Annotated in this window: 24 protein-coding genes; 7 read left to right on the forward strand and 17 right to left on the reverse strand. The window is 51.1% G+C overall.

The annotated features are described in order from the left end of the window. Positions 1-5: 5 nt before the first annotated feature. The 8 genes from allC to SIC45_RS14680 form a co-directional block, all read right to left on the reverse strand. Positions 6-1,247 (reverse strand): allantoate deiminase, encoded by a 1,242-nt coding sequence (gene allC, locus SIC45_RS14645; protein ID WP_319632724.1) that lies wholly within the window; start codon positions 1,245-1,247, stop codon positions 6-8. A gap of 27 nt (positions 1,248-1,274) precedes the next feature. After that, the gene (gene uraH, locus SIC45_RS14650; protein ID WP_319632725.1) at positions 1,275-1,625 is read right to left on the reverse strand and encodes a hydroxyisourate hydrolase; all 351 of its coding nucleotides are present in this window, start codon (positions 1,623-1,625) and stop codon (positions 1,275-1,277) included. Then, complete coding sequence (gene pucL / locus SIC45_RS14655; RefSeq protein ID WP_319632726.1) at positions 1,626-3,206, reverse strand: factor-independent urate hydroxylase; 1,581 nt, start codon at positions 3,204-3,206, stop codon at positions 1,626-1,628. A 14-nt stretch (positions 3,207-3,220) separates the two neighbouring features. Continuing rightward, positions 3,221-4,531 (reverse strand): nucleobase:cation symporter-2 family protein, encoded by a 1,311-nt coding sequence (locus SIC45_RS14660; RefSeq protein ID WP_298786489.1) that lies wholly within the window; start codon positions 4,529-4,531, stop codon positions 3,221-3,223. A gap of 157 nt (positions 4,532-4,688) precedes the next feature. Further along, complete coding sequence (locus SIC45_RS14665; RefSeq protein WP_319632727.1) at positions 4,689-6,308, reverse strand: PucR family transcriptional regulator; 1,620 nt, start codon at positions 6,306-6,308, stop codon at positions 4,689-4,691. A 146-nt stretch (positions 6,309-6,454) separates the two neighbouring features. Next, a complete protein-coding gene (locus SIC45_RS14670; protein WP_319632728.1) occupies positions 6,455-7,063 on the reverse strand; it encodes a TetR/AcrR family transcriptional regulator in 609 nt (202 codons plus the stop codon). A gap of 28 nt (positions 7,064-7,091) precedes the next feature. Then, positions 7,092-8,696, reverse strand: a complete 1,605-nt coding sequence (locus tag SIC45_RS14675; protein ID WP_319632729.1) for a hypothetical protein — start codon at positions 8,694-8,696, stop codon at positions 7,092-7,094. Beyond that, complete coding sequence (locus SIC45_RS14680) at positions 8,693-9,592, reverse strand: ABC transporter ATP-binding protein (RefSeq protein WP_319632730.1); 900 nt, start codon at positions 9,590-9,592, stop codon at positions 8,693-8,695. The genes SIC45_RS14675 and SIC45_RS14680 overlap by 4 nt, the downstream gene beginning before the upstream one ends. 168 nt (positions 9,593-9,760) lie before the next feature. Between SIC45_RS14680 and uvsE the strand changes: the two genes are divergently transcribed. Further along, positions 9,761-10,720, forward strand: a complete 960-nt coding sequence (gene uvsE / locus SIC45_RS14685) for a UV DNA damage repair endonuclease UvsE (protein WP_319632980.1) — start codon at positions 9,761-9,763, stop codon at positions 10,718-10,720. Between the two features lie 39 nt (positions 10,721-10,759). Here uvsE and SIC45_RS14690 read toward each other — a convergent pair whose 3' ends face one another. Next, the gene (locus SIC45_RS14690; RefSeq protein WP_319632731.1) at positions 10,760-11,734 is read right to left on the reverse strand and encodes an NAD(P)H-quinone oxidoreductase; all 975 of its coding nucleotides are present in this window, start codon (positions 11,732-11,734) and stop codon (positions 10,760-10,762) included. Positions 11,735-11,929: 195 nt separating this feature from the next. Here SIC45_RS14690 and SIC45_RS14695 point away from each other — a divergent pair, with 195 nt between their 5' ends. Then, positions 11,930-13,021: a nitric oxide synthase oxygenase gene (locus SIC45_RS14695; protein WP_319632732.1), complete on the forward strand. Its 1,092-nt coding sequence runs from the start codon at positions 11,930-11,932 to the stop codon at positions 13,019-13,021. A gap of 95 nt (positions 13,022-13,116) precedes the next feature. Here SIC45_RS14695 and aroA read toward each other — a convergent pair whose 3' ends face one another. The 8 genes from aroA to SIC45_RS14735 form a co-directional block, all read right to left on the reverse strand. Then, positions 13,117-14,463: a 3-phosphoshikimate 1-carboxyvinyltransferase gene (aroA, locus tag SIC45_RS14700; RefSeq protein WP_319632733.1), complete on the reverse strand. Its 1,347-nt coding sequence runs from the start codon at positions 14,461-14,463 to the stop codon at positions 13,117-13,119. Between the two features lie 77 nt (positions 14,464-14,540). After that, on the reverse strand, positions 14,541-14,837 hold the full coding sequence (locus SIC45_RS14705) for a hypothetical protein (RefSeq protein ID WP_319632734.1): 297 nt from the start codon (positions 14,835-14,837) through the stop codon (positions 14,541-14,543). Positions 14,838-14,905: 68 nt separating this feature from the next. Continuing rightward, positions 14,906-15,247, reverse strand: a complete 342-nt coding sequence (locus tag SIC45_RS14710) for a YolD-like family protein (RefSeq protein WP_022794174.1) — start codon at positions 15,245-15,247, stop codon at positions 14,906-14,908. 119 nt (positions 15,248-15,366) lie between these two features. Next, positions 15,367-16,695 (reverse strand): 6-phospho-beta-glucosidase, encoded by a 1,329-nt coding sequence (locus SIC45_RS14715; RefSeq protein WP_319632735.1) that lies wholly within the window; start codon positions 16,693-16,695, stop codon positions 15,367-15,369. A 71-nt stretch (positions 16,696-16,766) separates the two neighbouring features. Then, a complete protein-coding gene (locus SIC45_RS14720) occupies positions 16,767-18,161 on the reverse strand; it encodes a glycoside hydrolase family 1 protein (protein ID WP_319632736.1) in 1,395 nt (464 codons plus the stop codon). A gap of 95 nt (positions 18,162-18,256) precedes the next feature. Continuing rightward, on the reverse strand, positions 18,257-18,562 hold the full coding sequence (locus tag SIC45_RS14725; RefSeq protein ID WP_079474600.1) for a PTS lactose/cellobiose transporter subunit IIA: 306 nt from the start codon (positions 18,560-18,562) through the stop codon (positions 18,257-18,259). Between the two features lie 21 nt (positions 18,563-18,583). Further along, complete coding sequence (gene celB, locus SIC45_RS14730; protein WP_319632737.1) at positions 18,584-19,903, reverse strand: PTS cellobiose transporter subunit IIC; 1,320 nt, start codon at positions 19,901-19,903, stop codon at positions 18,584-18,586. Between the two features lie 11 nt (positions 19,904-19,914). Further along, positions 19,915-20,226 (reverse strand): PTS sugar transporter subunit IIB, encoded by a 312-nt coding sequence (locus tag SIC45_RS14735; protein ID WP_022794169.1) that lies wholly within the window; start codon positions 20,224-20,226, stop codon positions 19,915-19,917. Between the two features lie 227 nt (positions 20,227-20,453). Here SIC45_RS14735 and SIC45_RS14740 point away from each other — a divergent pair, with 227 nt between their 5' ends. From SIC45_RS14740 to SIC45_RS14760, 5 genes are all read left to right on the forward strand, one after another. Beyond that, positions 20,454-22,385, forward strand: coding sequence for a BglG family transcription antiterminator (locus SIC45_RS14740; protein WP_319632738.1), 1,932 nt, complete (start codon positions 20,454-20,456; stop codon positions 22,383-22,385). A 164-nt stretch (positions 22,386-22,549) separates the two neighbouring features. Next, complete coding sequence (locus SIC45_RS14745; RefSeq protein ID WP_298786532.1) at positions 22,550-23,110, forward strand: copper resistance protein CopC; 561 nt, start codon at positions 22,550-22,552, stop codon at positions 23,108-23,110. Beyond that, a complete protein-coding gene (locus tag SIC45_RS14750; protein ID WP_319632739.1) occupies positions 23,107-24,198 on the forward strand; it encodes a copper resistance D family protein in 1,092 nt (363 codons plus the stop codon). The genes SIC45_RS14745 and SIC45_RS14750 overlap by 4 nt, the downstream gene beginning before the upstream one ends. Further along, on the forward strand, positions 24,158-24,409 hold the full coding sequence (locus tag SIC45_RS16530; RefSeq protein WP_413645863.1) for an ABC transporter permease: 252 nt from the start codon (positions 24,158-24,160) through the stop codon (positions 24,407-24,409). Before SIC45_RS14750 ends, SIC45_RS16530 begins: the two co-directional genes overlap by 41 nt. A 135-nt stretch (positions 24,410-24,544) precedes the next feature. Continuing rightward, positions 24,545-26,554, forward strand: a complete 2,010-nt coding sequence (locus SIC45_RS14760) for a methyl-accepting chemotaxis protein (RefSeq protein WP_319632740.1) — start codon at positions 24,545-24,547, stop codon at positions 26,552-26,554. Positions 26,555-26,580: the final 26 nt, after the last annotated feature.

The raw sequence follows: 26,580 nt of genomic DNA on the forward strand, positions 1-26,580 counted from the left end.
CCTTTCTAATACGCTAAACGAAGCAGTGTTTCTTGAAGCACCTTTACTCCCTGCTCCAAATCACTGGATTTAGTATATTCCTTCGGCGAGTGGCTCACGCCGGCCTCGCTTGGCACAAACAACAGTGCAGTCGGATAATAGCTGCCCATGACCTGCGCGTCATGCCCGGCTCCGCTGATCATCAGCTGGGAGGGAATATGAAGGCTTTCAGCAGCTTTGTACATCGTTTCATATACCTCTTTGCTCATCGGCACCGGCTCCACCTCCATCCAGCAATTCGAAGAAACGTTCATGCCATGCTTTTCAGCCTGCACGGTGTACAAATTTTCAAGCTCCTGCTCAATTTCTTCGAGCAGCGCCTTGCTGTGGTGACGGACATCCAGGCTGAAAACGACTTTAGAAGCTATCACGTTCGGTACATTTGGCGTAATTTCCATTTTGCCTACCGTGGCCACCATGCTTTCATCCTTGCGTCTGGCCATGGAGGTGATATTTGTAATCAGTTCACTTGATAATACCACTGCATCCTTGCGCTCCGGCATCGGAGTGGTTCCGGCGTGATTGCTTTCTCCTTCCACGGTAATGTGGTACCTGCGCTGCCCGACAATATCTGACACTACTCCCACAGAAGCATTCGTCTTTTTCAGCGTCCCTCCCTGTTCCACATGAAGCTCAATGAAGGAGTCTATATCTTCACGCTTGAGCGGAAGCGAGGCAGGAGCTTCAAATTCACATGCCCGCATTGCCTGACCAATGGAAATGCCGTCTGTATCCTTCAGGACGTCTGTTTCGCCCTCTGACAGCCTTCCGGTAATATGACCCGACCCCCAGAACGTGACTGGAAAACGACTTCCTTCCTCCTCACAGAATGATACGATTTCAATGCTCTGCTTTGGCCGACCGTAAGCCTGCTTCAGCCTTTCTACAGCGAGCATGGCTGCAGCTACTCCGTATGCGCCGTCATATTTACCGCCGTTTACGACAGAATCAATGTGGGAACCGGCCATAACGACCTTGTCCGTTTTTTCTGTCCCTTCCAAGCGTCCAAATACATTTCCAACAGCATCATAGCGGGATTCAAGGCCCATTGCCTCCATTTTTGCCTTTACTGCTTCCTGTGCCTGCTGCCACGATTCATCATATAAAAGCCTTGTTACACCGCCATCCTCTGTTTTTCCAAAGCCGGAAAGCCATTGCAGCAGCTGGTCGATTTGATCCTGAATTATGTTTGAAGAATGAACAGCCATACGTTTCCTCCTTTGCCTGGCTTTTAATCAGCTTCCCCGATATGTTTGATAGCCGTAGGGAGATAACAGCAGAGGAAGGTGGTAGGACGTTTCCTCCGCTGAGAGTGTAACCCGGAGAGCCACCGTTTCCAGAAAATGCGGCTCCTCCTTCGTCCATCCCTTTTGCCGGAGATATTCTCCTGTTTGAAATTCCAGCTCATATGCTGCTGTTTGAATGGCCTCTGCCTGCAGCAGTGGTGCATCCACCCGCCCGTCTGCATTGGTTATCCGTTCTGCTTCTTTGATTCTCCGGCTGCCGTCCAGGCGGTACAGCGTCAGAGCTATACCATCCCCTGGACGTCCCGAAGCCAGATCCAGCACATGTGTTGTGAGTCCCATTTATGCTTCTCCTTCATGATCCAGATCTTCCCGGTGCACCGAAAAGCGCTGGAAGCCGTATGGACGGCGCGGCTCTGTATATACCTTTCCATCACTTCCGGGAATATCTTCAACCACAGTGTCCCACGTATGGTTCTGCGACTCGAAGGACACCTCCTGAAGCTGCGGGAACCGCTCCAGCACCCGGCGGCCGATATAATAGATCAGCTGCTGGATGGAGGCCGTCTGTGTTTCGTGGAAAACGGCAGCTGCAATATCCTTCACCTGCTCAGCGGCTACGTAGCCTTCCCCGTTCTGTCCGAAGGCGATATGCGGTGCTTCATAGGTCCAGCCGATATTCAAATAAATAAATAACGGACGATTGGAGTCCTCGGGGAGCGTTGTGTATTCATCCCGGATAAAGCCGACAAATGAATTATCAACTACTTTCACGAGCTGGACATCCTTTACATAGCTTTCCTGCTCGATAATTTCCGGAGCCCCAAACGAGGTCCGCCCTACTTTTACCATCGCTGCAGGATTTTCATTATGCGACTTTTTAAACACTACACCGCTTTTGTATCCCGTATTATCTACATTTACTTTTTCGAAAGGAAGATGGTCGGCGTATACCTCTGCGGTTTCGACGTGATCATATTTTTCGAGAAACGCTTCTCCGACATAGGCAAGAAATCCTTCCACTGTTGCCCCTTCATAGCTGCCCAGGTGACGCTGGATAAAGTTTTTCATGGAATCCGTCGCCACCACCATGCTGTTGTCGCCCTCGGTAAAGCTCGGCAGGAAGGCCTCCCCGGTAATATTGACAGACACATTTAAGCCAAAAATCGTGTTGTTGGTGCCTTCATAAGGGGACTCCGGTATTGGGGTGATATCTGTAAATGGTATGGAAAACGTCCGGTAGGCAAATACATCGCCTTTGCCGTAGCTCATCGTTCTTCGTTTTTTACTGCTTGTCCTTGTCGCTGTCTGCGACAGGCGGGCTGGCTCTGCCGCAAGCGCTGCAGAAGCTTCCTGCTCTCCGGCTGCGGGACTGCTGCCTGTTTCCACGCTTTCGTCGTTTGATTCAGTTATCGTTTCCGGCCGCTCCTCTTCAATGATGGCCTCGAGCCGCAGGAGAGCTATCCGGTGTATTTCCCTTACAGCCTGGCGCTCTTCTTCCTCCTGGGTATGTTCCATCCGCACCCGGACTGCCTCTAAGATATCCTCTGCGGTCTTTCCTCTTACCGCTATAATAAACGGCATGCCAAACTTATCCTGATAACGCTCGTTCCATATACGCAGCTCTTCCTGCTGCTCCTCTTCCATCTCCGTCAAACCAGCGCTTTCCTGCTCGGAAGCAGATTCCCCGCTCATCGGCTTCTTTTCTCCAAGAGAAGGGTGCGCCTGGATCAGGGCCCGCCGGTTCTCTTCCCCGGACGTCATAACTACGCCTGCCATCCGCTGGTGCAGGTCTTCAACAGAATCTATCGGCCTCACCGGTTCGACTGCTTCGGCCACCCACGGAGAATTCTCATACACCCCTCCGAAAGTGTCGATAAATTCCCGGCGGGATAATTGGTTTACTTGTTCAATGGTCAGCATACACTACTCCTCCTTCAGGCTTTGCTTTGTTTTTCTTCATTATATACATGTTCCCCCTTCCACTGTGTGTTAAATAGGAGATTAATAAAAATTGCGGCTAAACTACCAGTAATAATGCCGTCCCCGAAGATGATGGCGAGCCCTTCCGGAAGGCTTGAAAACAGCTCCGGCACTACTGTGGCACCGAGTGCAAGCGACACGGAGCACGCAACCACCAGCTGGTTCGACTGTTCATTAAAATCGACGTCGCGGAGCATCTGCAGACCTGCAACGACAACCATTCCAAACATGACGACAGTGGCCCCGCCAAGCACCGGTGTTGGAATGATGACAACCAGGGCAGCAACCTTTGGAATCAGCCCCAGAACGATCAGGGTCATTGCCGCCGAGAAAATAACGTTTCTCGTTTTTACTTTTGAAAGCTCGAGCAGACCTACATTCTGTGCAAACGTACTGTAGGGAAAAGCGTTGAATAAGCCGCCGATAATGACTGCGAGCCCTTCGGAACGGTAGCCCCGGACCAGATCGTCCTCGTTCAGCTCACGATCCGTAATGCGGGCGACTGCGTAGTAAGCACCGGTCGTTTCAACGACGATCACGCTGCACACAATGATCATCGTGATAATCGGCCCAATTTCAAATGTCGGCATGCCGAAGTACAGCGGCTGAGGAAAATGAAACCATGAGGCTTCCATCACTTCTCCAAAGGAGACCCGGCCCATTACGGCTGCAGCTATCGTTCCGCCGGCAATACCGATCAGGACAGCGAGCGACCGCATAAACCCGGTAAACATCCGGAATAAAAGAATGATCACTGCAAGTACCCCAACTGATAAAAGCAGGTTGAAAAGGGAGCCAAAGTTTTCGCTTCCTTCTCCGCCGGCCATGTTTCTGATGCCGGTAGGAATAAGCGAAAGTCCGATAATCGTTACAACTGTGCCGCGCACAATCGGCGGGAACAGCTTTTGTAATTTTCCAAAAAATCTGGCGAAGATAACGACAAACAGCCCGGCCACAAGAATCGATCCGTAAATAGCTGTCACGCCGTAGTTGGTGCCAATGCTGATCATCGGTGTCACTGCTACAAATGATACGCCGAGCATGACGGGCAGCCCGATGCCGATATGTTTTCCCCTCCACAGCTGCAGCAGAGTTGCTACACCGCAGGAAAGCAGGTCAATTGCCACTAAGTATGCCAGCTGTTCTGCTGAAAGCTCCAGGGCGCGGCCTACAATAAGCGGAACGAGTATCGCTCCGGCGTACATTGCAAGCACGTGCTGAAGTCCCAATGAAAAAGTCCGAAGCCCGTTGGTTCCGTTAGCCATGATTAGGTGTTCCTCCTTTTATTATTACCTTACTATCCATCTTATAGGAGGCCCGGACATGATTCATTAGATGTTTTATATAAAATTTCCAAAATATTTTAGGCATTCTGTCTATAATCGTTAGAAAAATGAAGGGCTCTGTGCAGATTATCTTACATCACTCCGAGGAGAGAACATTCTGCACCCGCAGCGCCAGGCGCAGCCGCATCGTCGTTTCAGGATTTTTCAATGAAACCCCTAAGCGCTCCTCGCATTTTTCCAGGCGGTAGAGCACCGTATTACGGTGAATGTAAAGCCGTTTTGCCGTATCAGCCACGTGACAGTGCGACTCGAGATAGACAGATAAGGTCTGTACAAGCCCCTGTTCCTCCTGGCTCCCCTCTGTCAGCTCCTGCAGCACCGAGTGGCTGAACGAGGCCAGCTCTTCGGTGGGCAGCAGCCGGAGAAGCTGGGCGATGTCCTTTGTATAATAGGAGCGTATAAACCCGCGTTCGCCGGTAAGCTGGCTGTTGTACAAGGTGTTTTCCGCCTCTTTATAGGAAGCCGGGGTATCAAGAAACGACCGCGCCGTGTTTCCAATGCCAAAGGATATCGAGCGGCCAAAAAACAGCTGAATCCCTTCCTGCAGCTGCCGCAGTGCCTCCACCGAAGCTTCATCTGCCTCTGCCTGCAGCTGTTCCACCTCCCATAAAATAATACACTGCCGCTCTTTTTTGAAAAACCAGGCCGGCGTGCGCCATTTGTCCAATTCACCTTCAATGTATTCATACATGTGGTCCATTTCCCGCTGCTGCTGGGTATAGGTGACCGGAAGCCTTGGCTCGGGGTCAAGCATGCCTACTGCGCAGCCGTAATTTCGGCTGTTTGGCAGCCCCATCTCTTCTGCCCGGTTTCGTGCTTCTTCATCGGATGAATAGCCTTCATTGATGAAATTTTGAAAAAATTCATCGCGGGCTCTTCGTTCATACTGAGCGATGGCGCTCTGTTTCATCCGTTCGAATCCGATTACGTTCACAGCCTGGTCAATGATAAGCACAAGCCCGTTGTCATAAATCGGAATTTCGCCGCCAATCACCAGACAGCCGCTGCGTGTTTCGTGTGTCCGTACCGGAAACAGTGTGTACGTCTGCGCTGTTTCCCACACGCAGAAGCTGCTGTAGGTACTGCCGGCTAAAAACAGATCCCGTTTCGCCCGACGGTGCGTTTCAAGCACCGTCTGTGCTGTTTCCATTCCTTCGCCTGCATAGATCGGACGGTCATATGCATCCAGCAGCAGAACCGGAAAGCCAATGTAGTCGCATACTTCCTCAAGCAACGCTGTGAGGCCTTTACCGTGCATAACATGATCGGTCAGCCGCTGGTGGATGTTTAACGCTTCGCGCAGCTCTCTTGTCCGCACCGAAAGCATGTCATTGAGCATATCATTGACCATCGCTCCAAGACCGATATCCTCCGGCAGGGCAATAATAGGAAACTGCAGCTCGTCCGCCTTTTCGATGACGCTCTCCGGCAGCTTCTGCAGAAAACGTTCGATTTTAAGCCCAATGCCGGCGCACCCCACGGCGTCCATCCGCTCGATGAGCACGCTTAATTCCTCAGGGCGGTCCTTGTAATGGTACCCGGTCGTCACCAGCAGGTCGTCCTCCTGCAGATAATCAACAATATCCGGCGCATCCATCATATTCACCTGCCGGATCTCCCGGATCTCTCCGTCTTTTCCCGCAAGCAGTCTTGCATCCTTCCAGACCGGGCGCTGCAGCGTTTCTCCTATGTTCACCGTTTCCGCCTCCTTGTGATACATCTCCAATCTTTTCTAACATGATTGGTTATTTTAACTTTTACTGTAGCAGAAAAAGTAATGCTCCCGCCAGTGGGAATTCCACCAGCCATAAAAAAGCCGCCGACGGCCGGCAGCTCTTCTGCTTATCTTTTAACGATACCGTACAAAAACAAATCATAAAAATGTGTCTGGTATTCTTCAAGCGTTATACTCCCCGGCACATCCTCCCCCTGCTGAATCCGATAGGCGACCATCTGCCGGAGCGAGATCGCATATGACATGAAAAAATCAATATTTATATTTTCCCGGAGAATGCCCTGCTCTTTTGCCAGCTCCACCAGCTCCCGGAACGCCGGCATCACTATTTTCTCGCCCCGGCTGCTGTAATCGGCCAGTACATGCGGATAATCCTGCATTAATTCCGTGAGAAAGCTCGATTGAAAAAACGATTCGTATTCCTTCATATCAAATATCTTCAAAAGCATCTCTTCAGTCATTCCATGCTTTCTGCTTTGCTCGATCAGCTCTTCCATCTTGTCTTTGGATTCCTGCATCACGCCGTCGAGCATTTCGCTTAAAATGCCTTCTTTGTCTGTAAAGTATTTATAAAATGTGGCCTTGCTTGCACTGGCTTCCACGCACAGCTGCCCGATGGTGACCGCTTTAATCCCCTCCTGCAGAAACAGACGGTGCGCGGTTTCGACCAGGTCCTTCTTTTTTCTCGTTGTTCGTCGTTTTTTATTGTATGCCACCGCTTATTTCCCCATTTCTTTCCTTTCTTTAAATGATCAAGTCTCTTTTTCTAATCGTATACATTCCGACGACTGTAAAAACAGCGAATACTGCCAGAAGAATGACGGTCGACCAGGCTGTCCACTCCTCTGCAGGCACGTCCGGAATCTGCGCGTATGGTGAAAGATCGCTTACCCATTCCGGCAGCTGCAGCAGCGGTCCAATAAGGCCGATCAGGTTAAACGCTGTATACACAAGCCAGACGAGTGACAGCGCCTTAGGCCACAGGCCCATCAGCAAAGCCGCCAGTCCAATAAACACCCAGACAGCCGGTGTCTGGGCGATGGCAGCGAAAAACACCTTCCATGCCCCATCTGCACTGTCCGTGTAGTAGCCGTAAAGCGCCCCGGCGCCTATGCCGCTGATCACAAGCAGCATAAGGCTGCCCACGCAGGAAATCAGGAGATAATCAAGCATCCACCGCGGACGCGGCACAGACTGAACCAGCAGAATTTCTCCCCGGCCGCTCTTTTCCTCCCGAACCATTTTGGTCATCACCTGCAGGGCATAGCCCGCTGCAAGCATGGCAAGAAAGGCCATATAGGTGGCAAATAGTGATTCTGCAAGCGTCGCTCCCTCGGCCTGCACAAGAAAATCTTCCCCAATTGGGTTATCCGCAAAAAAGTCAGCAGCTTCTTCACTTACGGCCCCCATTGCCACTCCGTAAAGAGCCGCTCCGGCTGCCCAGCTCAGAAAAACCCAGCGAAATAAGAAGCTCTGCAGCCCAAGCAGGCGGGTCAGACCGCCCCCGGCCCGGGCTTTTCCACCCTGTACCCGCAGCACGCCGGCCCCGTCGTCCCGGCGATAGTCTACATAAATGGCCGCCACTGCGAGTAGTATAATACCCGCGCCAAACAAGCCGAGCGGCCACCAGCGCTCGTCCACGAAGGCGCGCATCGCCTGCCCCCACCCAATCGGAGACAGCCACCGCCACGCATCTACAGAAGCCACATCGCCGACAGCCCGGAACAAAAATGCCAGGCCAAGCAGCGCAGAGCTGATGCCGGACGCTGCTCCGGCACTTTCACTCACCTGAGCCATCAACAGGCTGATGGTCCCAAACATGATTCCGACACCGGCAACCCCGAGTCCGAAGGCTGAGGCGCCTTCCCAGCTGAGTCCCTCTATCGTATAAGGCATGCCTGCGATAATAATGACGGCGATGAAAAGATTCGCGAGCACCATCAGTAAAAAAGCGGCTGTGGACATACTGACCCTGCCAATGACCCCTGCTTTCACAAGCTCTGAAAGTCCGCTTTCCTCTTCTGCTCTTGTATTGCGGACAATCATAAAGATGCTCATAAACGCAGCCGCGATCCCCACGTATAAAAACATCTCATTTGTAATCATCGCGCCGAACGTATAATTCTCAAGCCCATAGCCTGGACCGGCCATCGCCCGGAGTGCCGGACTTTCCAGAAGAAGTGCCCGGCCCTGCCGGTCTTCCTGCGTCGGATACGTTTCCGGAAAGCTGAGAATACTGAGCAGAAACAGCACCGAAATTGACACGATCCAAATAGGCAGCCGTACTCTTTCTTTCCGGAGCATTAGCCGAAACAGCCTGCCTGTTCCTGTGAACACTGACATGTTCATCCCGCTTCCCCTGCCTTCGATTCATAATGACGAAGAAAAATCTCTTCAAGCGTCGGCGGCCTTGACTCCAATGAAACCACACCTGCTGCTGAGAGCTCCTGCATGACCGGCGCCAGCCCTTCCGCGTCCACATAAAAGTGCACCTTTGAACCGTCTGCCTTCCACTGGTGGACATCGGTTCGTTCCGCTAAAGAGGCCACCGTCTCCTCCGTTTCTGCCGTAATGGAAATACGCGTTAAATGCCGCAGCTCCTCAAGCGTACCGGACTCAATAATTTTTCCTTCTTTAATAATGCTGACCCGGTCACACAGCTCCTCCACCTCTGCGAGTATGTGGCTCGAAAGCAGTACGGCCTTTCCTTCGTGCTTAAGCTCCCGTACGCATTCCCGGAAGATGGAGGCCATTAACGGGTCCAGGCCCGAGGTCGGTTCGTCAAAAATATACAGGTCCGCTTCCGAGGCGAACGCCGTGATGAGCGCGAGCTTCTGCCGGTTTCCCTTCGAATACGTTTTGCTTTTTTTCCGCGGGTCGAGCTGAAAGCGTTCAATCAGCTGCTGGCGTTTCTCCTCATTAAATTTACCGTGCAGCTTACCTAGCACATCAATCACCTGACCGCCGGTTAAATTCGGCCAGACGTTCACATCACCCGGTACGTAAGCCACCCGTTTATGAATGTCTACGGCCCCGGTCCACGCATCTTTGCCAAACAGCTCCACTTCACCGCCGCTTTTTTTCAGCAGACCGAGCATTACCCGGATCGTGGTGGACTTTCCTGAACCGTTCGGACCTAAAAATCCTACCGTTTCTCCGTTTTGGATCGTCAAATCCACATGCTCAAGCGCTGTGTGCTTCCCAAAATATTTTGACACGCCCTCTAATTTCACCAGGTTATTCATGTTTACACCTCCCTAAATTGAACGTTTTTATTATTATCGTTTAAACTATTTTATAATATTCGTTCAATTAATTCACGATTTATTTTTCATGTTCCTTTCTTTGAAGACTACGGCCGCTGATTTTTGGGTATGTGTAACAAAGATCTGAAATTGGAGGCATTATGTATGATGACTTTACGACTCGGATACGTATCTCAGGCTCTCGCTCTCTGGAACGCTTCTCCGGGAAAAACAATGACACTGACGCGCTGGCAGAAGATGGATCCCGAAAGCCGCGAGAATAAGCTGCGGGAGGTCACCCGTTTAAATCTGGAGCATACGATCCGCATGCTTCATTACAATATCGCCCACGACATTCCGTTGTACCGGTTTTCTTCCTCGCTTGCGCCTCTTGCCACTCATGACGAGGCCGCCTGGGATTACATAACGCCTTTTACGGATTTATACAAGGAAATCGGCAGACTTGTGCGGGAGCACAATATCCGCCCGAGCTTTCACCCGAACCAGTTCACGCTATTTACAAGCGACAAGCCTAATGTCACCACCAATGCCGTGCAGGACATGGAGTACCACTACCATATACTTGAAGCGATGGGCCTTGAACAGAGGGCGTGGATCAACCTGCACGTCGGGGGAGCCTACGGCGATAAAAAAGCGGCTGTGGCACGGTTTCACGAAAACCTTCAGCAGCTGCCCGAAAAAATTAAGGCACGGATGACGCTCGAAAATGATGATAAGACGTACACAGCAGGCGACGTGCTCGCTGTCTGTGAACGGGAAAACATTCCAATGATGTTTGATTATCATCACTTCGAGGCCAACCATTCCGATGATGAACGTCTGGAGGAGCTGCTGCCCCGGTTTATTAATACATGGGCCCATACCGACAGCCGGCCGAAAATCCATCTTTCCTCGCCGAAATCACCCGAGGCCTTCCGCAGCCATGCCGATTACGTGGATCCGGAGTTTAATCTTCCGTTTCTGCAGGCCTTAAAACAGATCGGCGAGCCTATTGACGGGATGATTGAAGCAAAGCAGAAGGACTACGCGCTGCTGCAGCTTGTCGAAGACCTGGCTTCGCGGCGGAACGTGACAAGGACCGGCGGGGCAGAGCTCCAATGGAAATAAAGAGCCATAAAAAAGAGCCTGAACCCAGGCTCTTTTTTTCTACCATTCCAATATGATTTTTCCGATGTTTTTATTGTCCTGCATATGCCGGTGCGCATCCGCGATTTTTTCAAATGAAAACACCGTGTCTACGATAGGACGAATGGAGCCGTCCTCAAGGTGCGACATCGCATGCTTCACAAAATCCCTGCTCAGCTCGGCTTTATATTCGTCGCTCCGCGGCGTAAGAAGCGTCCCGGTCAGCTGCACGCGCTTCATTAACAGCTTCATCAGGTTCACGTTCGGTACGTTCGCCCCGCCAAGCACGCCAATCAACACCCATCGGCCGTCAGTCTGAATGCTTTTCAGGTTCTGTTCCCAGTAGGAGGCCCCGACAAAATCCAAAATCACATTTACGCCTTTATCATCGGTAGCCGCAAGCACCTCTTCCTCAAAATTCTGTTCTTTATAGTTAATGCAGACATCTGCACCGAGCTTTTGGGTGAATGCCAGCTTTTCTGCTGATCCGGCGGTGGTAAGGACACGGGCTGACGAAAGCTTGCTGGCCAGCTGAATGGCCGCTGTGCCTACACCGCTTCCCCCGGCATGAACCAGGACAGATTCATGCTGATTCAGGTGCCCGATCCAATAGAGCGTCTGGTAGGCCGTTAAGAATACCTCCGGAACGGCCGCTGCTTCGGCATACGTGAACGCCTCCGGTATCCTCATCACCCGGTCGGCCCGCATAACAGCATATTCTGCGTAGCCGCCGCCATTCACGAGCCCCATTACCCGGTCGCCCGGCGAAAACGGGTTCTCAGTGCCTGCTTCTTCCACCACGCCAGCCACTTCAATGCCGAGCACCGGGTTTTCGATGTATCCGGCCTTGCCCTCCCGGTTTAAAATGTCGGTCCGGTTCACGGCTGCTGCTTTTACCCTGATCAGCACCTCGTCCATCTCCGGCTTCGGAGCCTCACGATCCTGAATCTGCAGTACCTCCGGTCCGCCGGTTTCTGTAGTAATTACTGCCTTCATTGCTATCACTCACTTCCCTTTATCTTTCGTTTCCAGTATTCGCTTCCTTGCAGAACCTGTCAACTCGTACATTTATCTGTCATTGCCACAGTTGTTTATTTCCCGGGAAATAGCTTTTTTAAGAGTAATTTTTCGATAACGGAAGATAATACCTTTATACTGAAAAAAAAGCAAAAACTGAGGTGCAGACAAATCATGACCAATGTAGAAGCATTAAAACAGGATGCATATGCATTTTTAGAGCAGTATTACCGGGAAACAGGCCAGCCACTGGCCGTTTTTGAGGAACGCTGGGAAAACGTAGAGCAGGAGATTGAAGCTTCCGGGCACTATGAGCATATGTTTGAAGAATTGTCATTCGGAGCGAAGGTCTCCTGGCGCAACAGCAACCGCTGTATCGGGCGTTTTTTCTGGAAAAGCCTGCAGGTTATCGACTGCCGGGACGTGCGTACCGAAGAGCAGGCAGTCGAAGCGCTCCGCCACCATATCCGCTACGCAGAAAACGACGGCAAAATTATTCCCACGATCTCTGTATTTCCTTCGGTCAAAAACGGGAAGGAGCGGATGCGCATATGGAACTACCAGCTGATCCGCTACGCCGGCTACGAGCGGGACGGGGAAATCATTGGCGACCCACAGTCTGTTGCTTTCACAAAGTACTGTGAATCACTGGGATGGAAGGGCGAAAAAACATCCTTTGACCTTCTTCCCCTGGTCGTTCAGGTAAACGAAGGTGCTCCCCAGTGGTTTCCGTTGAAAACCGAAGAAGTACTAGAAGTTCCGATTAACCATCCGGATAGCGATGCTTTTTCCACGCTCGGTTTAAAATGGTACGCCGTGCCGATTGTTTCGGATATGAAAATGGAAATCGGCGGCATCACGTATACGGCCGCTCCGTTTAACGGCTGGTACATGGAAACGGAAATTGGCGCCCGGAATCTCGCAGACGAGGACCGCTACAATATGCTCCCGCAGGCTGCAGACGTGCTTGGCATCGACCGGACGTACGCGGGAAGTTTATGGAAGGACCGGGCGCTTGTCGAGATGAACCGCGCCGTGCTGCATTCGTATAAAAAAGCAGGCGTCAGCATGGTGGATCATCACACGGCCGCCTCGCAGTTCAGACGGTTTGAGCAGCAGGAGCAAAAAGCAGGCCGGGAAGTAACCGGTGACTGGACGTGGCTGATCCCGCCGGTATCGCCGGCCGCTACTCATATCTTTCACAGCTCCTACCGCAATATCATGCACACGCCGAATTTCTTTTACCAGCAGCATCCTTATAAATAATGATACAAGAAGCAGGTGGAGCCTGCCGAAAGCTTGCCGCATCATAATTTCTGCGCTAAAAGCCCCCTCCTAAAAAATGGAGAGGGCTTCTTTTTTTATGAAAATTTCACCGGTACACCGGCTGCTTCAAACAAATCATAGAAGGTCGGACACGTTTTCGACACGCATCCCGGATCTTCAATATAGATTCCGGGCACCTTCGCTCCAATCAGCGAAAGGGCCATAGCCACCCGGTGATCATCGTAGGAATGAAGTGACACGCCAACCGGCGTCCCCGGGTATATTTTCAGACCGTCCGAGTATTCATCCACCCGGATGCCCATTTTCTGAAGCTCTGTGCACGCTGCGTGAATGCGGTCTGATTCGTGATGACGAATATGCTCCACTTCCCGGACCGTAATCGGGGCATCGGCAAACGGAGCCAAAGCAGCAACGGTCAGCGTCTGATCGGACATTTCCTTCATGCTGAGCTCAAATCCGCCCGAAAGCTGTTCCGGACCTGTGACTTCAATGTAGGTGTCACCCTTTTCCACGCGGCAGCCCATTTTTTCGAACACATTCACCATTCCTATATCCGGCTGATTGGTGTCCATTGTTAAATTATTAATACGGACCGTTCCGGCCGTGAGTGCCGCCAGTGCCATAAAATAACTGGCTGTCGACGCATCTGCTTCAAGCGCCATGCTACGGCCCTGAAAGCTCTTTGCCGGCACCTGCATGTCAGTTAAATCCTCGTTGTACGTAACCGGCACCCCGAACTGATTCATTAAATCGAGCGTAATGTGTACATAGGCGTGCTGCACGATGTAATCCGGAATCCGGATACGCAGGCCTTCCTCTGTATAGGCACCCGTCAGCAGCAGGCCGCTGATAAACTGGCTCGATAATTTGCCGGAAATGGTCACTTCTTTACCGGGGAGCCCGCCCGCATGAACTTCAAGCGGATAAAACCCTTTTTTATCTATGTAATGAACATCGGCTCCGAGCGTTTCCAGGGCTTCCATTAACGGCTCCACCGGACGTTCACTCATTCGTTTGCTCGCTTCCACCCTGTAAACTCCGCTACCGGCTGCTGCAAGCGGCCCCGGAAGGAAACGGGCCGTAGTACCGGCTGCTCCTATGTAAAGCTCTGCGTCCTCCTCCGGCCACCGGCCCCCGCATCCGTGGATCGTCACCGTATCGCCCTCCACTTCGGACTTCACGCCGAGCGCACGCAGAGCGCCAAGGCACCAGTACGAGTCATCGCTTTTTAAAATGCCTGAAAGGGTGGAGGTGCCTTCCGCCAGTGCTGCCATAATCAGGGCCCGATTCGTAAAGCTTTTGCTTCCAGGCACCGTCAAAGAGGTCTGAATCGATCCCGGCGAAACTGGGGAAACGTGTACTTTGTCTACATCTGTTAATGATGCCCACGGCGAGCGGGCCCGAAAATCTGGTGTACTCATTAAACATCCGTCCTCTGCATCGTTTTCTACATTACACCATGAACCAGTATTGCGCGCAACCAGCGTTTTTTGAAGATTTACACTACACCGGTAAGTGCCGGGCTGACCATAAACCAGAGCAGAAGCACCGCCATAATAATCCAACCGCTCAGCTTCATCCATCCCGGCTCACTGCGCGAAAAAGCAATCATGCTCATGAATGCACTGAGCGCAAGCAGCAGAATGCCGATCGTCAGCAGCGACCCAAATAATGGCACAAAGGGACTGCTGTCGGGAAGAGAAAATACGGCAGACACAATGATAGATACAGCAATCAGCCCGACACCTCCCAGGGAAGACGTTAAGGAAATTCTGCTGAATTTTTTGTCCTTCATTTCATTCGCTCCCTTTTGGGTTCTTTTCTTGCCTTTCTTTCCCTCAGGTATATTTTAAAAACATGCTTTTACGTCTCCAGGTCCATAATGTCCTGCACACCGATATGCCGGACGTCCCCGCCTGCTTCTATTTTAATTGTTTTGTTCAGCTCGTCCAGATGCAGAATTTTTCCGGTCATCTTTATTTCTGCATAAGGATCAAACACATGAAGCGTTACTTCCACTCCAGCCGCCGCAGCTTCGTGAAGGCGGTGGGAAAACTCCTCAAGCTGCTGCTCGTCCCAGAGGGGCCTGAATTTCATCCGGTCCTCTTTTTGGTGACGCAGCCACATTTCCCGGTGCTCCGGCAGAATCATCCGGCTGGATTCCCATCGCATATTCGACCCCGGGGTTAATTTGTTTTCTTTCATCCGTAACGCCCCCTTTCGCTTTAGTATACACGAACATTTGTTCTTTTTGTGGTTTATTTTAAAATTTGGCAAAATTTTTCTAACAAAAAGGCCTCCTGATTTAGGAGACCTTCTTTGTTTTAAGCCTTTTCTGTCTGGAAAAACTGCGGCAGATGCTCCCGATGGGCTTCGAGCATGTCATCGAGCATCTGTTTTGCTTTTGTGTCAGACGGAACGAGAGGATTAATAGTCATCGCCAGAAGAGCCGTCCCGTAGTTTCCCGTCACCGCTGCTTCAGCAGTTACCCGTTCAAACGACTTGATCTGCTGCACGAGTCCCTGGACTGCCACCGGAAGCTCTCCGACAGCCACGGGCCTCGGACCGTCCTTTGTGATAACGGAGCTGATTTCCACCGCCGACTCCGCCGGGATCCCTGCAATGGCACCGCGGTTTCTCGTATTAACCGGCTGGATGTCCCGGGTGTCATTGTATATCGAGTTGATCAGGCTGCAGGCCGCTTCGCTGTAATAAGCCCCGCCGCGCTGCTCCAGCTGCTCCGGCTTCGACCGGAGTGTTTCATCGCCGTAGAGGGCAAAAAGCTCCTCCTCCACCCCCTGTACGACCTCCGCACGGGTGCCGGTTTCCTGGGCTGCCGCCTGTTCCTCGGCCAGCATTTCTTCTGTTTTATAGTAATACCGGTGATACGGGCAGGGAAGCACCTTCAGAGCCCGTATGAAATCCGGCTCCCATCCGAGCGCTGCGATATTTTTCATCGTGGAGGCATTCGCCGGATCTGCCACCGCTTCAAGCGCCTGCTGTTTTACATCTTCACCGTCGAGATAAATGTTCAGCCCGTACACCATATGGTTCAGTCCGGCAAAATCAATACGGACACGGCTGCCCTCTACTCCAAGCGCTTCGGCCACACCCATCTGCATTCCCACCGGCACGTTGCAGAGACCGACAATGCGTTCATGATTCGTATAGCGCAGCACCGCTTCTGTCACCATGCCGGCCGGGTTTGTAAAGTTTACAAGCCACGCGTCCGGACACAGCCGCTCGATGTCATGCACAATGTCAATAATAACCGGAATGGTCCGCAGTCCTTTAAACAGCCCGCCCGGTCCATTCGTCTCCTGACCGATCACGCCGTAGGAGAGCGGAATCCGCTCGTCCTTCGCCCGCGCTTCAAGCATACCAACCCGAAACTGAGTGGTGACAAAATCCGCTCCCGGCAGTGCTTCCTCCCGGCTGTAGGAAAGATGCACGGTCATATCGACACCTGCTTCGGCTGCCATACGCTGGGCGAGCTTTCCCACGATCTCCAGCTTTTCTTTTCCTTCCGGAATATCTACGAGCCACAGCTCCTTCACCGGCAGTTCGTGATGTCTTTTAATAAAGCCCTCCACGAGCTCCGGCGTATAGCTCGAGCCCCCGCCGATCGTTACAATCTTAATGCCTTTCTTCATCGTCTCACTCCTTTTTCTGCGTGTATTTATACAGACCAGGCCGTCTGCAGATAGACAGACGGCCCGCAATGCTATTTTTCAAATCCGTTATTTTTGCTAACATCAGTGATCCAGTACGCACTCTTTTTCGGCGTGCGTTCCTGCGTATCGATATTGACGGAAAAATAGCCGTAGCGATTTTTGTAGGCGTTCGCCCAGGACCAGTTATCGATAAATGACCAGAGATGGTATCCTTTGGCGTTCGCGCCTTCTTCGATGGCCCGGTGCAGCCATTCGAGATGGTCCTGAATGAACTCAATGCGGTAATCATCCTGAATCATGCCGTCTTCCATAAATCTGGCTTCGTCCTGAACCCCCATGCCGTTTTCAGAAATGAACGACGGGATATTGCCGTAGTTATCCCGGAGATTGATCATAATGTCGTAGACACCCTTCGGATAAATTTCCCATCCGCGGTACGGATTCATCTTCCGGCCGGGCATTTCGTAATGATCGAAAAACCACTCGGGCAGTATTGGAGCGCTTGGATTCGGAAGGTTTTCCTTCGCTTTGACCCGGCGCGGCTGATAGTAGTTCACACCCAGCAGGTCGACTTTTCCTTCTTTGATCAGCTCTTTATCCCCGCCTTCTGTGTCCGGAAGCATGCCGTGCTCCCCGAGCAGGTCAATCAGCTCTTGAGGATACTCCCCGAGCACCGTTGGATCGAGAAAGCTCCGGTTAAAAAATAAATCAGCAATCCGGGAAGCCTTCAGATCTGCCGGATGGCTGCTTCTTGGATAAGAAGGGGTCAGGTTCAAAATAATGCCAATTTCCCCGCCGGCCCGGTCCTTTTCACGAAAGGCTTTCACCGCGAACACGTGGGACAGGAGGGTATGATAGCCCACCTGGGCCGCCCGCTTCATGTCGACGACGTTAGGATAATGAAAGTCGTACATGTAGCCGCCCTCCACCGGAACAATCGGTTCGTTGTGCGTAAACCATTTTTTCACCCGGTCGCCGAACAGATCAAAGCAGATGCCGGCATAACGGCCAAAGCATTCCGCTGTCTCCCTGTTCTCCCAGCCGCCAATCTCCTGCATCGCCATCGGCATATCGAAATGATATAAACAGACAAATGGCTCCACGCCCTGTTCAATCATTTCGTTGATAACATTGTTATAAAAATCAACAGCTTCCTGGTTCACTTCCCCAGAGCCGTCCGGGATCAGCCGGGACCAGGAGATCGACAAGCGAAAGGAATTAAAATTAATGTCCTTCATCCGGGCAATGTCTTCTTTGTACTGGTGATAAAAATCGGATGTGGTGCCAGGACCGACTCCGTTAAAAAAACGATTCGGCTCTTCTTCAAACCATTGATCCCAAATATTTTTCCCTTTGCCGCCTTCATTCGCGGCGCCTTCAATCTGAGTGGCGGATGTGGCCGCCCCCCACCAGAATCCTTTTGGAAACGTGAACTTCTCTGCCATAGATGGTACCTCCTAAAATGGTTGTGCCTGTATATGTTTTACAACAAGCAGGGCCCCGGCCTGTTTTTTTCTTTCGGCCGGGTCCCTCTTTATGCTTACCGGGTGCGGTACACTTCCACGATCTCTTCAGCCAGGTCTCTGACCGTCATAGAGGTCATCAAATGATCCTGCGAATGAATAAGCATGACATTAACGGAAAAATCCTCGCCGCTTGCTTCTTTCGTGAGCAGGTTGGTCTGGTAGGAATGTGCTTTCCCGAGCTCTTCTCCTGCTTCCTTGATCAGCTCTTCGGCGCGGTCGAAATTTCCGGCCTTCGCTTCCTGGATCGCTTCCATGGCGTTTGCCTTGCCGTTACCAGCGTATAATATAATCTGAAACGCGGTTTCTGTTAACGCTTCCATATTCTCCACTCCTATTCTGATTTAACCGCTTTTTTGCTTGTTGTCTGCATTTGTCGTTTCTTTTTCTCCTTCTACTTCATTCCGGACATACTGACGGTCCAGAATCCGCAGGAACGGGAACCAGATGATAAACACCACGGCCAGGTTAAACAGCTGCAGGACAGCTCCCTGCCAGGCGTTCCCGGTAGCCAGAAATCCGCTTAAGAAAATCGGGGTGGTCCACGGAACGATGATTCCTGCCGGCTTTGGCACCAGACCGATCGACATCGTTACATACGTTATGACTGCAATCACGACCGGAGCCACCAGCCACGGAATCAATACCAATGGATTCATGATGATCGGCAGGCCGAAAATAATCGGTTCGTTGACGTTAAAGAATCCCGGGGGACCGCCAACCTTGCCGAGCTGCTTCGCCTGTTTGCTGCGTGCGAGCATGAACAGCCAGAGCACAATCGCAAGCGTCATACCGGAGCCGCCCATCCCTACAATAAATGTATCAATAAATTGTTTGGTGACAACATTCGGAAGCGCTTCTCCTGCCTGGAACGCCTGAAAGTTCTGGTCGTTCAGCGCGTACCAGATCGGGTCGAACACGGAGTTAACCAGAATCTGCCCGTGCAGGCCGAAAAACCAGAATATCTGAATCATAAGAACAGCTATGATCGTAGCCGGAAGCCCGCTGCCAAGCGCTGTTAATGGCTCCTGTAAAACGGTATAAATAAAGTTCTGGGCAGATTCAAACGGGGTAAGGCTGAACAAAATACGGATAGCGAGAAATACCGATAAGGTCAGGGCGATAGGGATCAGCGCACTGAAGGATCTCGAGACCGCGTCCGGAACCCCGGCCGGCATTTTAATTGTCAGGTTTTTCTGTACGAAGTAGCGGTACAGCTCGGCCGCGAGAAACGCGGTCAGTATACCGACGAACATGCCCTCGGCCCCGAGAGTGGCCGTTGGAATAACTCCTTCCACGTCCTCGAAGGTCTGCGGGGTTAAAATGATGAAACCCGCCAGGGCGACCATCCCGCCGTAGAGTGCTTCCACGCCGTACGAGGCAGTTAATTTATACCCTATACCGACGATAACAAAAAGCCCCATAATACTGAGCGTTGATGCTGAAGCCGGACCAAGCGCTGCCTGATAGGCTGCATAGGCGTCTTCGCCAATCAGCTGGTCCAGAAAAGGAAAATTGGCGATAACAACAAAGATGGAACCAAAAATGATTAACGGCAGGGCAATCAAAAACCCGTCGCGCAAAGCCGTCAGATGACGGTTGTTATTTAGTTTTTCTGCAATCGGCATTAGAATATTTTCCAATACCTCCATAAATCGATTCATGTGTCTCCCCCCTATTTTTGCTCGTTTAACAGCTTCATGGCGTGATCAAGTACCGCTTTTCCGTCTACACGTCCGTAAGCAACGGAATCAATAATATCAAGCGGAATTCCCTGCTCGTCGGCTACCTTGCCAAATTTTTTCTTCATAAAGCGCATCTGCGGGCCGATCAAAAGTACATCAGCCTTTTTGATTTCTTCCGGTGCTTTATCCTGGGCTGCTGCCCATATTTCCGCCTGGACACCCTGTTCATCGGCTGCTTCTTTCATTTTTGAAACAAGAAGACTTGTCGACATTCCGGCGGAGCATGCTAATAAAATATTCATTGATATTCCTCCAATTAAAATAAAATGATGTGCGGTTGATATATTCAATATAATAAAATAGCGCTTTCATAGATAGAGAATGTTCTTCCGTTAGGAAGCGGAAATGATTTGCACTTCTTTCCTGCTTCTTTTGTGCTACTTTTATAGTATCCCTAATTACGCACTGTAGACTATGCATTTTTTCTACAGCGCTTACATACGTGTTCACCTTTAAGGGGGGAAGAGATATGACTACACGGAGCAACAGCATTTTAAGAGAATTAGTTGCGAGCGGCGTCCCGGTGACCGGAAGCTATCTGGCGTCCTTGCGCCAGGTGTCGAGCCGGACCATCCGGGAGGACATCAAAGGACTTCAGACAACGCTTCAGTCGCACGGGGCAGAAATTGAAGCTATTAAAGGAAAGGGATACCAGCTGAAAATCATCGACAATGATAAGTTCCGGGCATATGTGAAGGAGTATCTGCAGCCGGCAGCCCCTGATTCCCAGGCTCTTCCCAGCCTGCCCGAAGAACGGGTTTCGTATCTGATCCAGCGGCTGCTTCTTGCCAGTTCCTTCATCAAGCTGGATGAACTTGCCAATGAGATGTTTGTAAGCCGCTCCACAGTACAGAACGATCTGAAAAAGGTAAGGGAGATTTTAAAGGAGTATAATATTGCTCTTGAACGGACCGCCAATGACGGCCTCCATCTCCAGGGGAGCGAGATGCAGATGCGTTTTTGCATCGCTGAATATATTTTCGACCGGCAGAATGAGCAGCCGCGCCACGATCAGTCGCTGCCTTTTCTTCACCTTTCCGAACAGGAAAGAAAAAGCATCTGGAACACTATTTTAAGGCAGATTAAAATTCAGCATATTTCTTTATCCGATATTGCCCTGCACAATTTATTTAACCATATTCTGATTGCCTATCAGCGCATTCAGGACGAGTACTACGTATCAATGTATCACGCAGAATTTGATGAACTGATACAAAAGCGTGAATACCAGGTAGCCAAAAATATCGTTGAAGAAATCAATAAGACCTGGCAGGTGTCGTTTCCGCAGGAAGAAATTGCCTATATTACGCTTCATCTGCTTGGCACCCGACTGTTCGACAACGAAGATGGCACCGTTGAAACGGTAAGGAACTCTCTCGATACCGATACGTACGATATGGTCACTTTTTTGCTCGCTCATATCGACAAGGAGCTGCATCTGAAGCTTCAAAACGATCAGGAGCTTATCGTTGCCCTTGCTCTTCATCTGCAGCCGGCCATCAGCCGGTTCCGGTACAATATGAACGTTCGCAATCCTATGCTTGCCGATATTAAAGCCAACTATCCGCTCGCCTTTGAAGCCGGGGTCGTCGCCGGCATCGCTCTTGAAGAGCATTACGATATCCGTATTGATGAAAATGAAATAGGCTACCTGGCTCTTCATATCGGTGCCGCGCTTGAACGCAGTAAAATGGAAACGACGCCTGCCCGATGCCTGATTGTCTGCGCCTCCGGCCGCGGAAGCGCCCAGCTGCTCTACTACCGGCTCCAGGCCAAATTCGGAAGACGGCTTCACATTCAGGGAACAACAGAATATTACCGTCTGCGGGAGATGAATTTTGATCATATCGACGTCATTATCAGCTCGGTCCCGATTTACGATGACCTGCCTGTCCCGGTGCTTCAGGTAAATACGATTCTAAGCGAAACTGACCTTCGCACCATCGAGGGCTTTATTTCCAGAGAGCCTGCTGTTCGTACGTATTTACGGGAGTCTCTCGTTTTTTTACACCAGCCTTTTTCCACTACTCGGCAGATACTCACGTTTTTCGAACGGGAGCTGTCTGCCCGGCACTTAATTGATGATGGTTTTCTCGATTCTGTCCTTGAACGGGAGAATGTGGCTTCGACTGCCTTTGGCAACCTTGTCGCCATCCCCCATCCGGTCACGCCTAAGACAGAGGAGACCTTTTTAGCCTTTTGTACGCTCGATAAACCTGTTCGCTGGGGGGAACGGCCTGTTCAACTGGTGTGCCTGTTGAATGTAAAAAAAGACAGCACCGAAGACCTTCAGGAAATGTACGAGCTGCTCGGGCGAGTGATTGAACAGCCGAAATTAATTCAAAGGCTGTTAAAAGCAGAAACCGCTGAAGGGTTTCTCCAGCTCCTCGCATCCTCCTGATTTGATCAGGCAGAGAGAATGAATCCTCTCTGCCTTTTTCCTTCCTGAAAAACGATTTTCGTAAATTATTCACATCCTTTCCTCCTTTTCGAACGTATTCTTTGGTATAAAGGAAGAAGACGTCTATAATTACGTTCTCGTTCATATAAAAGGAGGAAAAACCTATGCGCCGTTTAATCGCCTGCTTAGCCGCCGGCTTTCTGCTTTCGCCCGCAGTGGCTGAAGCACATACACACCTCGAAGGCTCCGATCCTGAAGACGGAGCCACAGTGGAAGCACCCGAAGACATCATGTTTTATTTTGACGGTCCTATTGAAGACTACAACGGGGTTACGGTCAAAGATGCAGAAGGAAATGACGTGGAAACCGCTGATGTTTCCATCGAGCCTGAAGACCAATTGAATGTGACAATGGAAGAGCCGCTTGAGGCTGGAGAATACGAAGCCTCTTTTGATATTGTCAGTGAAGACGGCCATATTATGGAGGACAGCTCTTCCTTTACTGTAGAAGAAGCAGCCGAAGAAGAAGCAGCGACCTCCAACGACAACTCCTCTTCTGAAAACAATGCGGAAGGAGCGGAGGAAAACGCCGACGGTGAAACCGAAAGCGCCATTAATGAAGAAGAAGCCGGCTCCGGGTTCGGCATAACCATTGGAGTGATCGGCCTGGGTCTCGTCGTCGCCATTGTGGCCCTGTTCCTGTTCCGCCTTAAACGCCGGACATGATTCTTGCAGCAGGTAACGCTCTGCAGTATTTGTTTTTCGCTGTACTCGCCGGTACGCTTTTGCTTCAGCTTATCCCGGCAACGCACCGGCCGGCTCTTTCCATCCCGTTTTTCGTTCCTGCAGCCACCGCAGCCCTCCTGCCCGTCGTTTCCTTCGTGCCCATCGCTCAGCTCACACGCACGATAGCTTCGGGCAGGGACATGCCTTTTTTCGGCGCCCTTGAGCGCATATTGTTCCAGTACGAAGTAGGCCAGAGCTGGGTAGTGCTGTTTGTGCTGAGCTTTTTTCTGCTCGGGATATTTATTCTTTTCTTTCATTCCACCGGCATGCCGCGCGCTGCCGCCGTCGTCGGCCTCGTTCTTGTCATGGGAAAGATTGGTGCTCTGGGAGCATCCGGCCACGCTGCCAATGCGATTCCGCTCATCGGCGGAACTCTTCATTTTTTCCATCTGCTTGCCGTGAGTCTTTGGATCGGCACGCTGTTGATGGTCAGCTGGTTTGGTGTTTCCTATAAGCAATGGGCTTCTTTTCTGGAGTGGTTCACTCTGATCGCCGTCATGTGTGTCATTATTATCGCCTTTACCGGCATAATTATGGGGCAGCTGCTGACAGACCCATTTATCGGTTCATGGGCTCTTCCATACGGAGAAGCTCTCATATGGAAGCATTTGTTTTATATTGTTATCCTTACGTTTGCACTTTTTAACGGAATATTCATCCGCAGGCGCCTGCAGCAGGTCACGGATTACAACCCGCGGCAGTGGCTTCGGGCAGAAAGCCTGACCGCCGTACTTATCTTTGTCATTACCGCTTTTATGACCGAACAGGAGCCAGGCGGCAGTCTGAATTATGAAAATCCGGCCTTTTTGTTTCATGTGCTCTACCCTGCCTCCATACCGGACAGCGCTTCCTTTCAGCTGCAGCTGCATCCCATCACCATTTTAAGCGTGCTGTTATCCTTTGGGTTTCTATACCTTATGGTGCAGAGCTTTCATCGCGGACGCTCGCCGTTCAGCGTTTTCATTCTCGGCTGTATGTTTGTGCTGAGTGCCTACACCGGTCTTGTGTATATTCTCGATTTCGCCTGAGCAGGCATTCTGCCCAAGCGCTCATGGAAATGTTCATGAGTGCTTTTTTATTTTCCTATCGATTATTTCCGGGGTTAACCCTGTGACAGCGATCGGCTATCAGATCGCTATTCTTCTGGGCATTACCGGAGCTGTCGCTCTCAGCGTTATTTTATTTACCCAACTCGGCTGCAAGACGTATTTTAACGAACGCATGCAGCTGAAGGAATAACAGGAAGACTCCTTTACCTGCATGGCAGCGACCGATATTCCTTCAGGCTGCTTTCCTGAAAAGCTTCACTTTTTTTCCATTTATCCGATATGAATAAAAGAAGGTATTCGTTTACATATTGGGGAGTGGATGAACGTGAAAGAAAAATTATTACAGCCAAATCTTCGAAAAAAATTACTCATATGGTTTTTAGTGATTGGCCTGCTTCCGGCTGTGGCTGTCGCTTTTTTTGTCTTTCAGGAAAGCAGCAGTGTCGTAGTGGCCGAAGAAGAAGAAAAACTGACCATGGCATCTGAAGCTGCGGCGAACGAAATGGACCGCTGGCTCGTCAAACGGCTTGATGAAATTGTACTCGCTGCGGGCACGCAGGATATGAGCAGCGGTGATACCGATACCCGCCTCAGCCTGATGAATCAGATCATTGAACGCGATGAGACATTTGAAACCGTCGTATTTACCGGCACAGATGGAATCGTGGAGGCACATACCACCGAAGAAAATATCGGGGAACTCGACCTCGGCGACAGAGACTATTTTAAGAACGGGATGAACGGCGAGACTACAATCTCCGACGTCCTTAACTCCAACTCTACCGGAAACCGCATCGTAGTCGTGGCGTCTCCGGTGACCGCCTCCAATGGGGATATCACCGGCGTCATGTCTGCGTCTGTTAATTTTGATGCTTTAATGGAGCGCTATACAGGGGGTGGAGAGGAAAACAGTGCTGTACCTATTCTCGTGGACAACCAAAACGTGATTCAGCTTCATCCGCAGGAGGATCTTATCGGCCAGCCGGTGGGCCAGGCTGATATCAGCGGTGAATGGCAGGGACTGCTTGCCCAGGAGCAGGAGGAAGCCTCCTCCACAACAATCGATAACGGCAGTGAACAATTGCTCGTCTCCGCCTCCCCGGTTCAGGAAGCAGGATATAAAATTTTCTTTCTGACGCCAATGGAGGAAGTCCTCGCAGCAACAAACAGCCTGAAGTGGACAGTGCTTACCATTATCGGCGTGGCAGCCCTGCTGATTATTGGTGCTGCCATTCTGATCGCCGGGCGTATTACAAAGCCAATTCGCTTAATCACCGCCCGGGTGAAGCAGGTAGCCGATGATGATTTAACCGGTGAGGACATTCGGCTGAATCAGCGGGATGAAATCGGCCAGCTTGCCATGCATTTTAACCGGATGAGCACCAGACTGAAGGAGCTGATTGGCCAGTTTGATATGAGCTCCCGTCTTCTTCAGGACTCATCTGAACAGCTTCTATCAAATTCCAATAAATCCAGCCGGGCCATTACCGAAGTCAATGCCTCCCTGCAGCAGGTAGCCTCAGGCTCAGAGCAGCAGTCAGTAAGCATTAAAGAAAGCGCCGGTGCCATGGAGGAAGTCTCCAAAGGCGTCCAGGAAGTGGCGGGCAGTACGACCTCTATTTCCGAGCATGCAGCCTCGACGACAGAAAAAGCGAACGGCGGCCTCGTAACGATGAGCGAGGCGCTGGAAAAAATGCGCTCCATCCATACCTCCGTCGAACGTTCCAATGAAGTGAACCAGACGCTGAGCGCCCGCTCCCGGGAAATTGAAAACATTTTAAATGTCATCACGGCCATTTCCGAGCAGACCAATCTGCTCGCCTTGAACGCTGCTATTGAAGCGGCGAGGGCAGGAGAGCACGGGAAAGGATTTGCTGTCGTCGCCGAAGAAGTCCGCAAGCTTGCCGAGCAGTCCAGGGATTCTTCCTCCCAGATCGCTTCGATTATTACTACGATTCAAACAGAGATTCAGGACTCCGCCGTCTCCATGGAACAGGTCACCGGCGAGGTTCAGGATGGCCTGAAGATGACCGGGCAGGCTAAGGCTGCCTTTCAGGAAATTTCAGATTACACGAACGAAGTCAGCTTGCGCCTTGAAGGCGTGGCAGCAACTTCGGAGCAAATGGCGGCAAGCTCTCAGGAAATCACTGCCTCCTTCGACGAGATTTCGGCAATTTCTGAACACAATGCCGGCACCTCCCAAAACGTAGCCTCAGCCTCGGAAACGCAGCTTCACGCGGTAGAAGAAATCGACGCTCTCGCAGAAGCGCTGAATATGATGGCCAGGGAATTGAATACTATCGTTTCCCATTTCCACACGGAAGAAGACCAGTAAAACAGCACAAAGATCCCGGCTCGATA

It is taken from the genome of Marinococcus sp. PL1-022 (genome assembly GCF_033845285.1).
In the GTDB taxonomy this organism is placed as follows: domain Bacteria; phylum Bacillota; class Bacilli; order Bacillales; family Marinococcaceae; genus Marinococcus.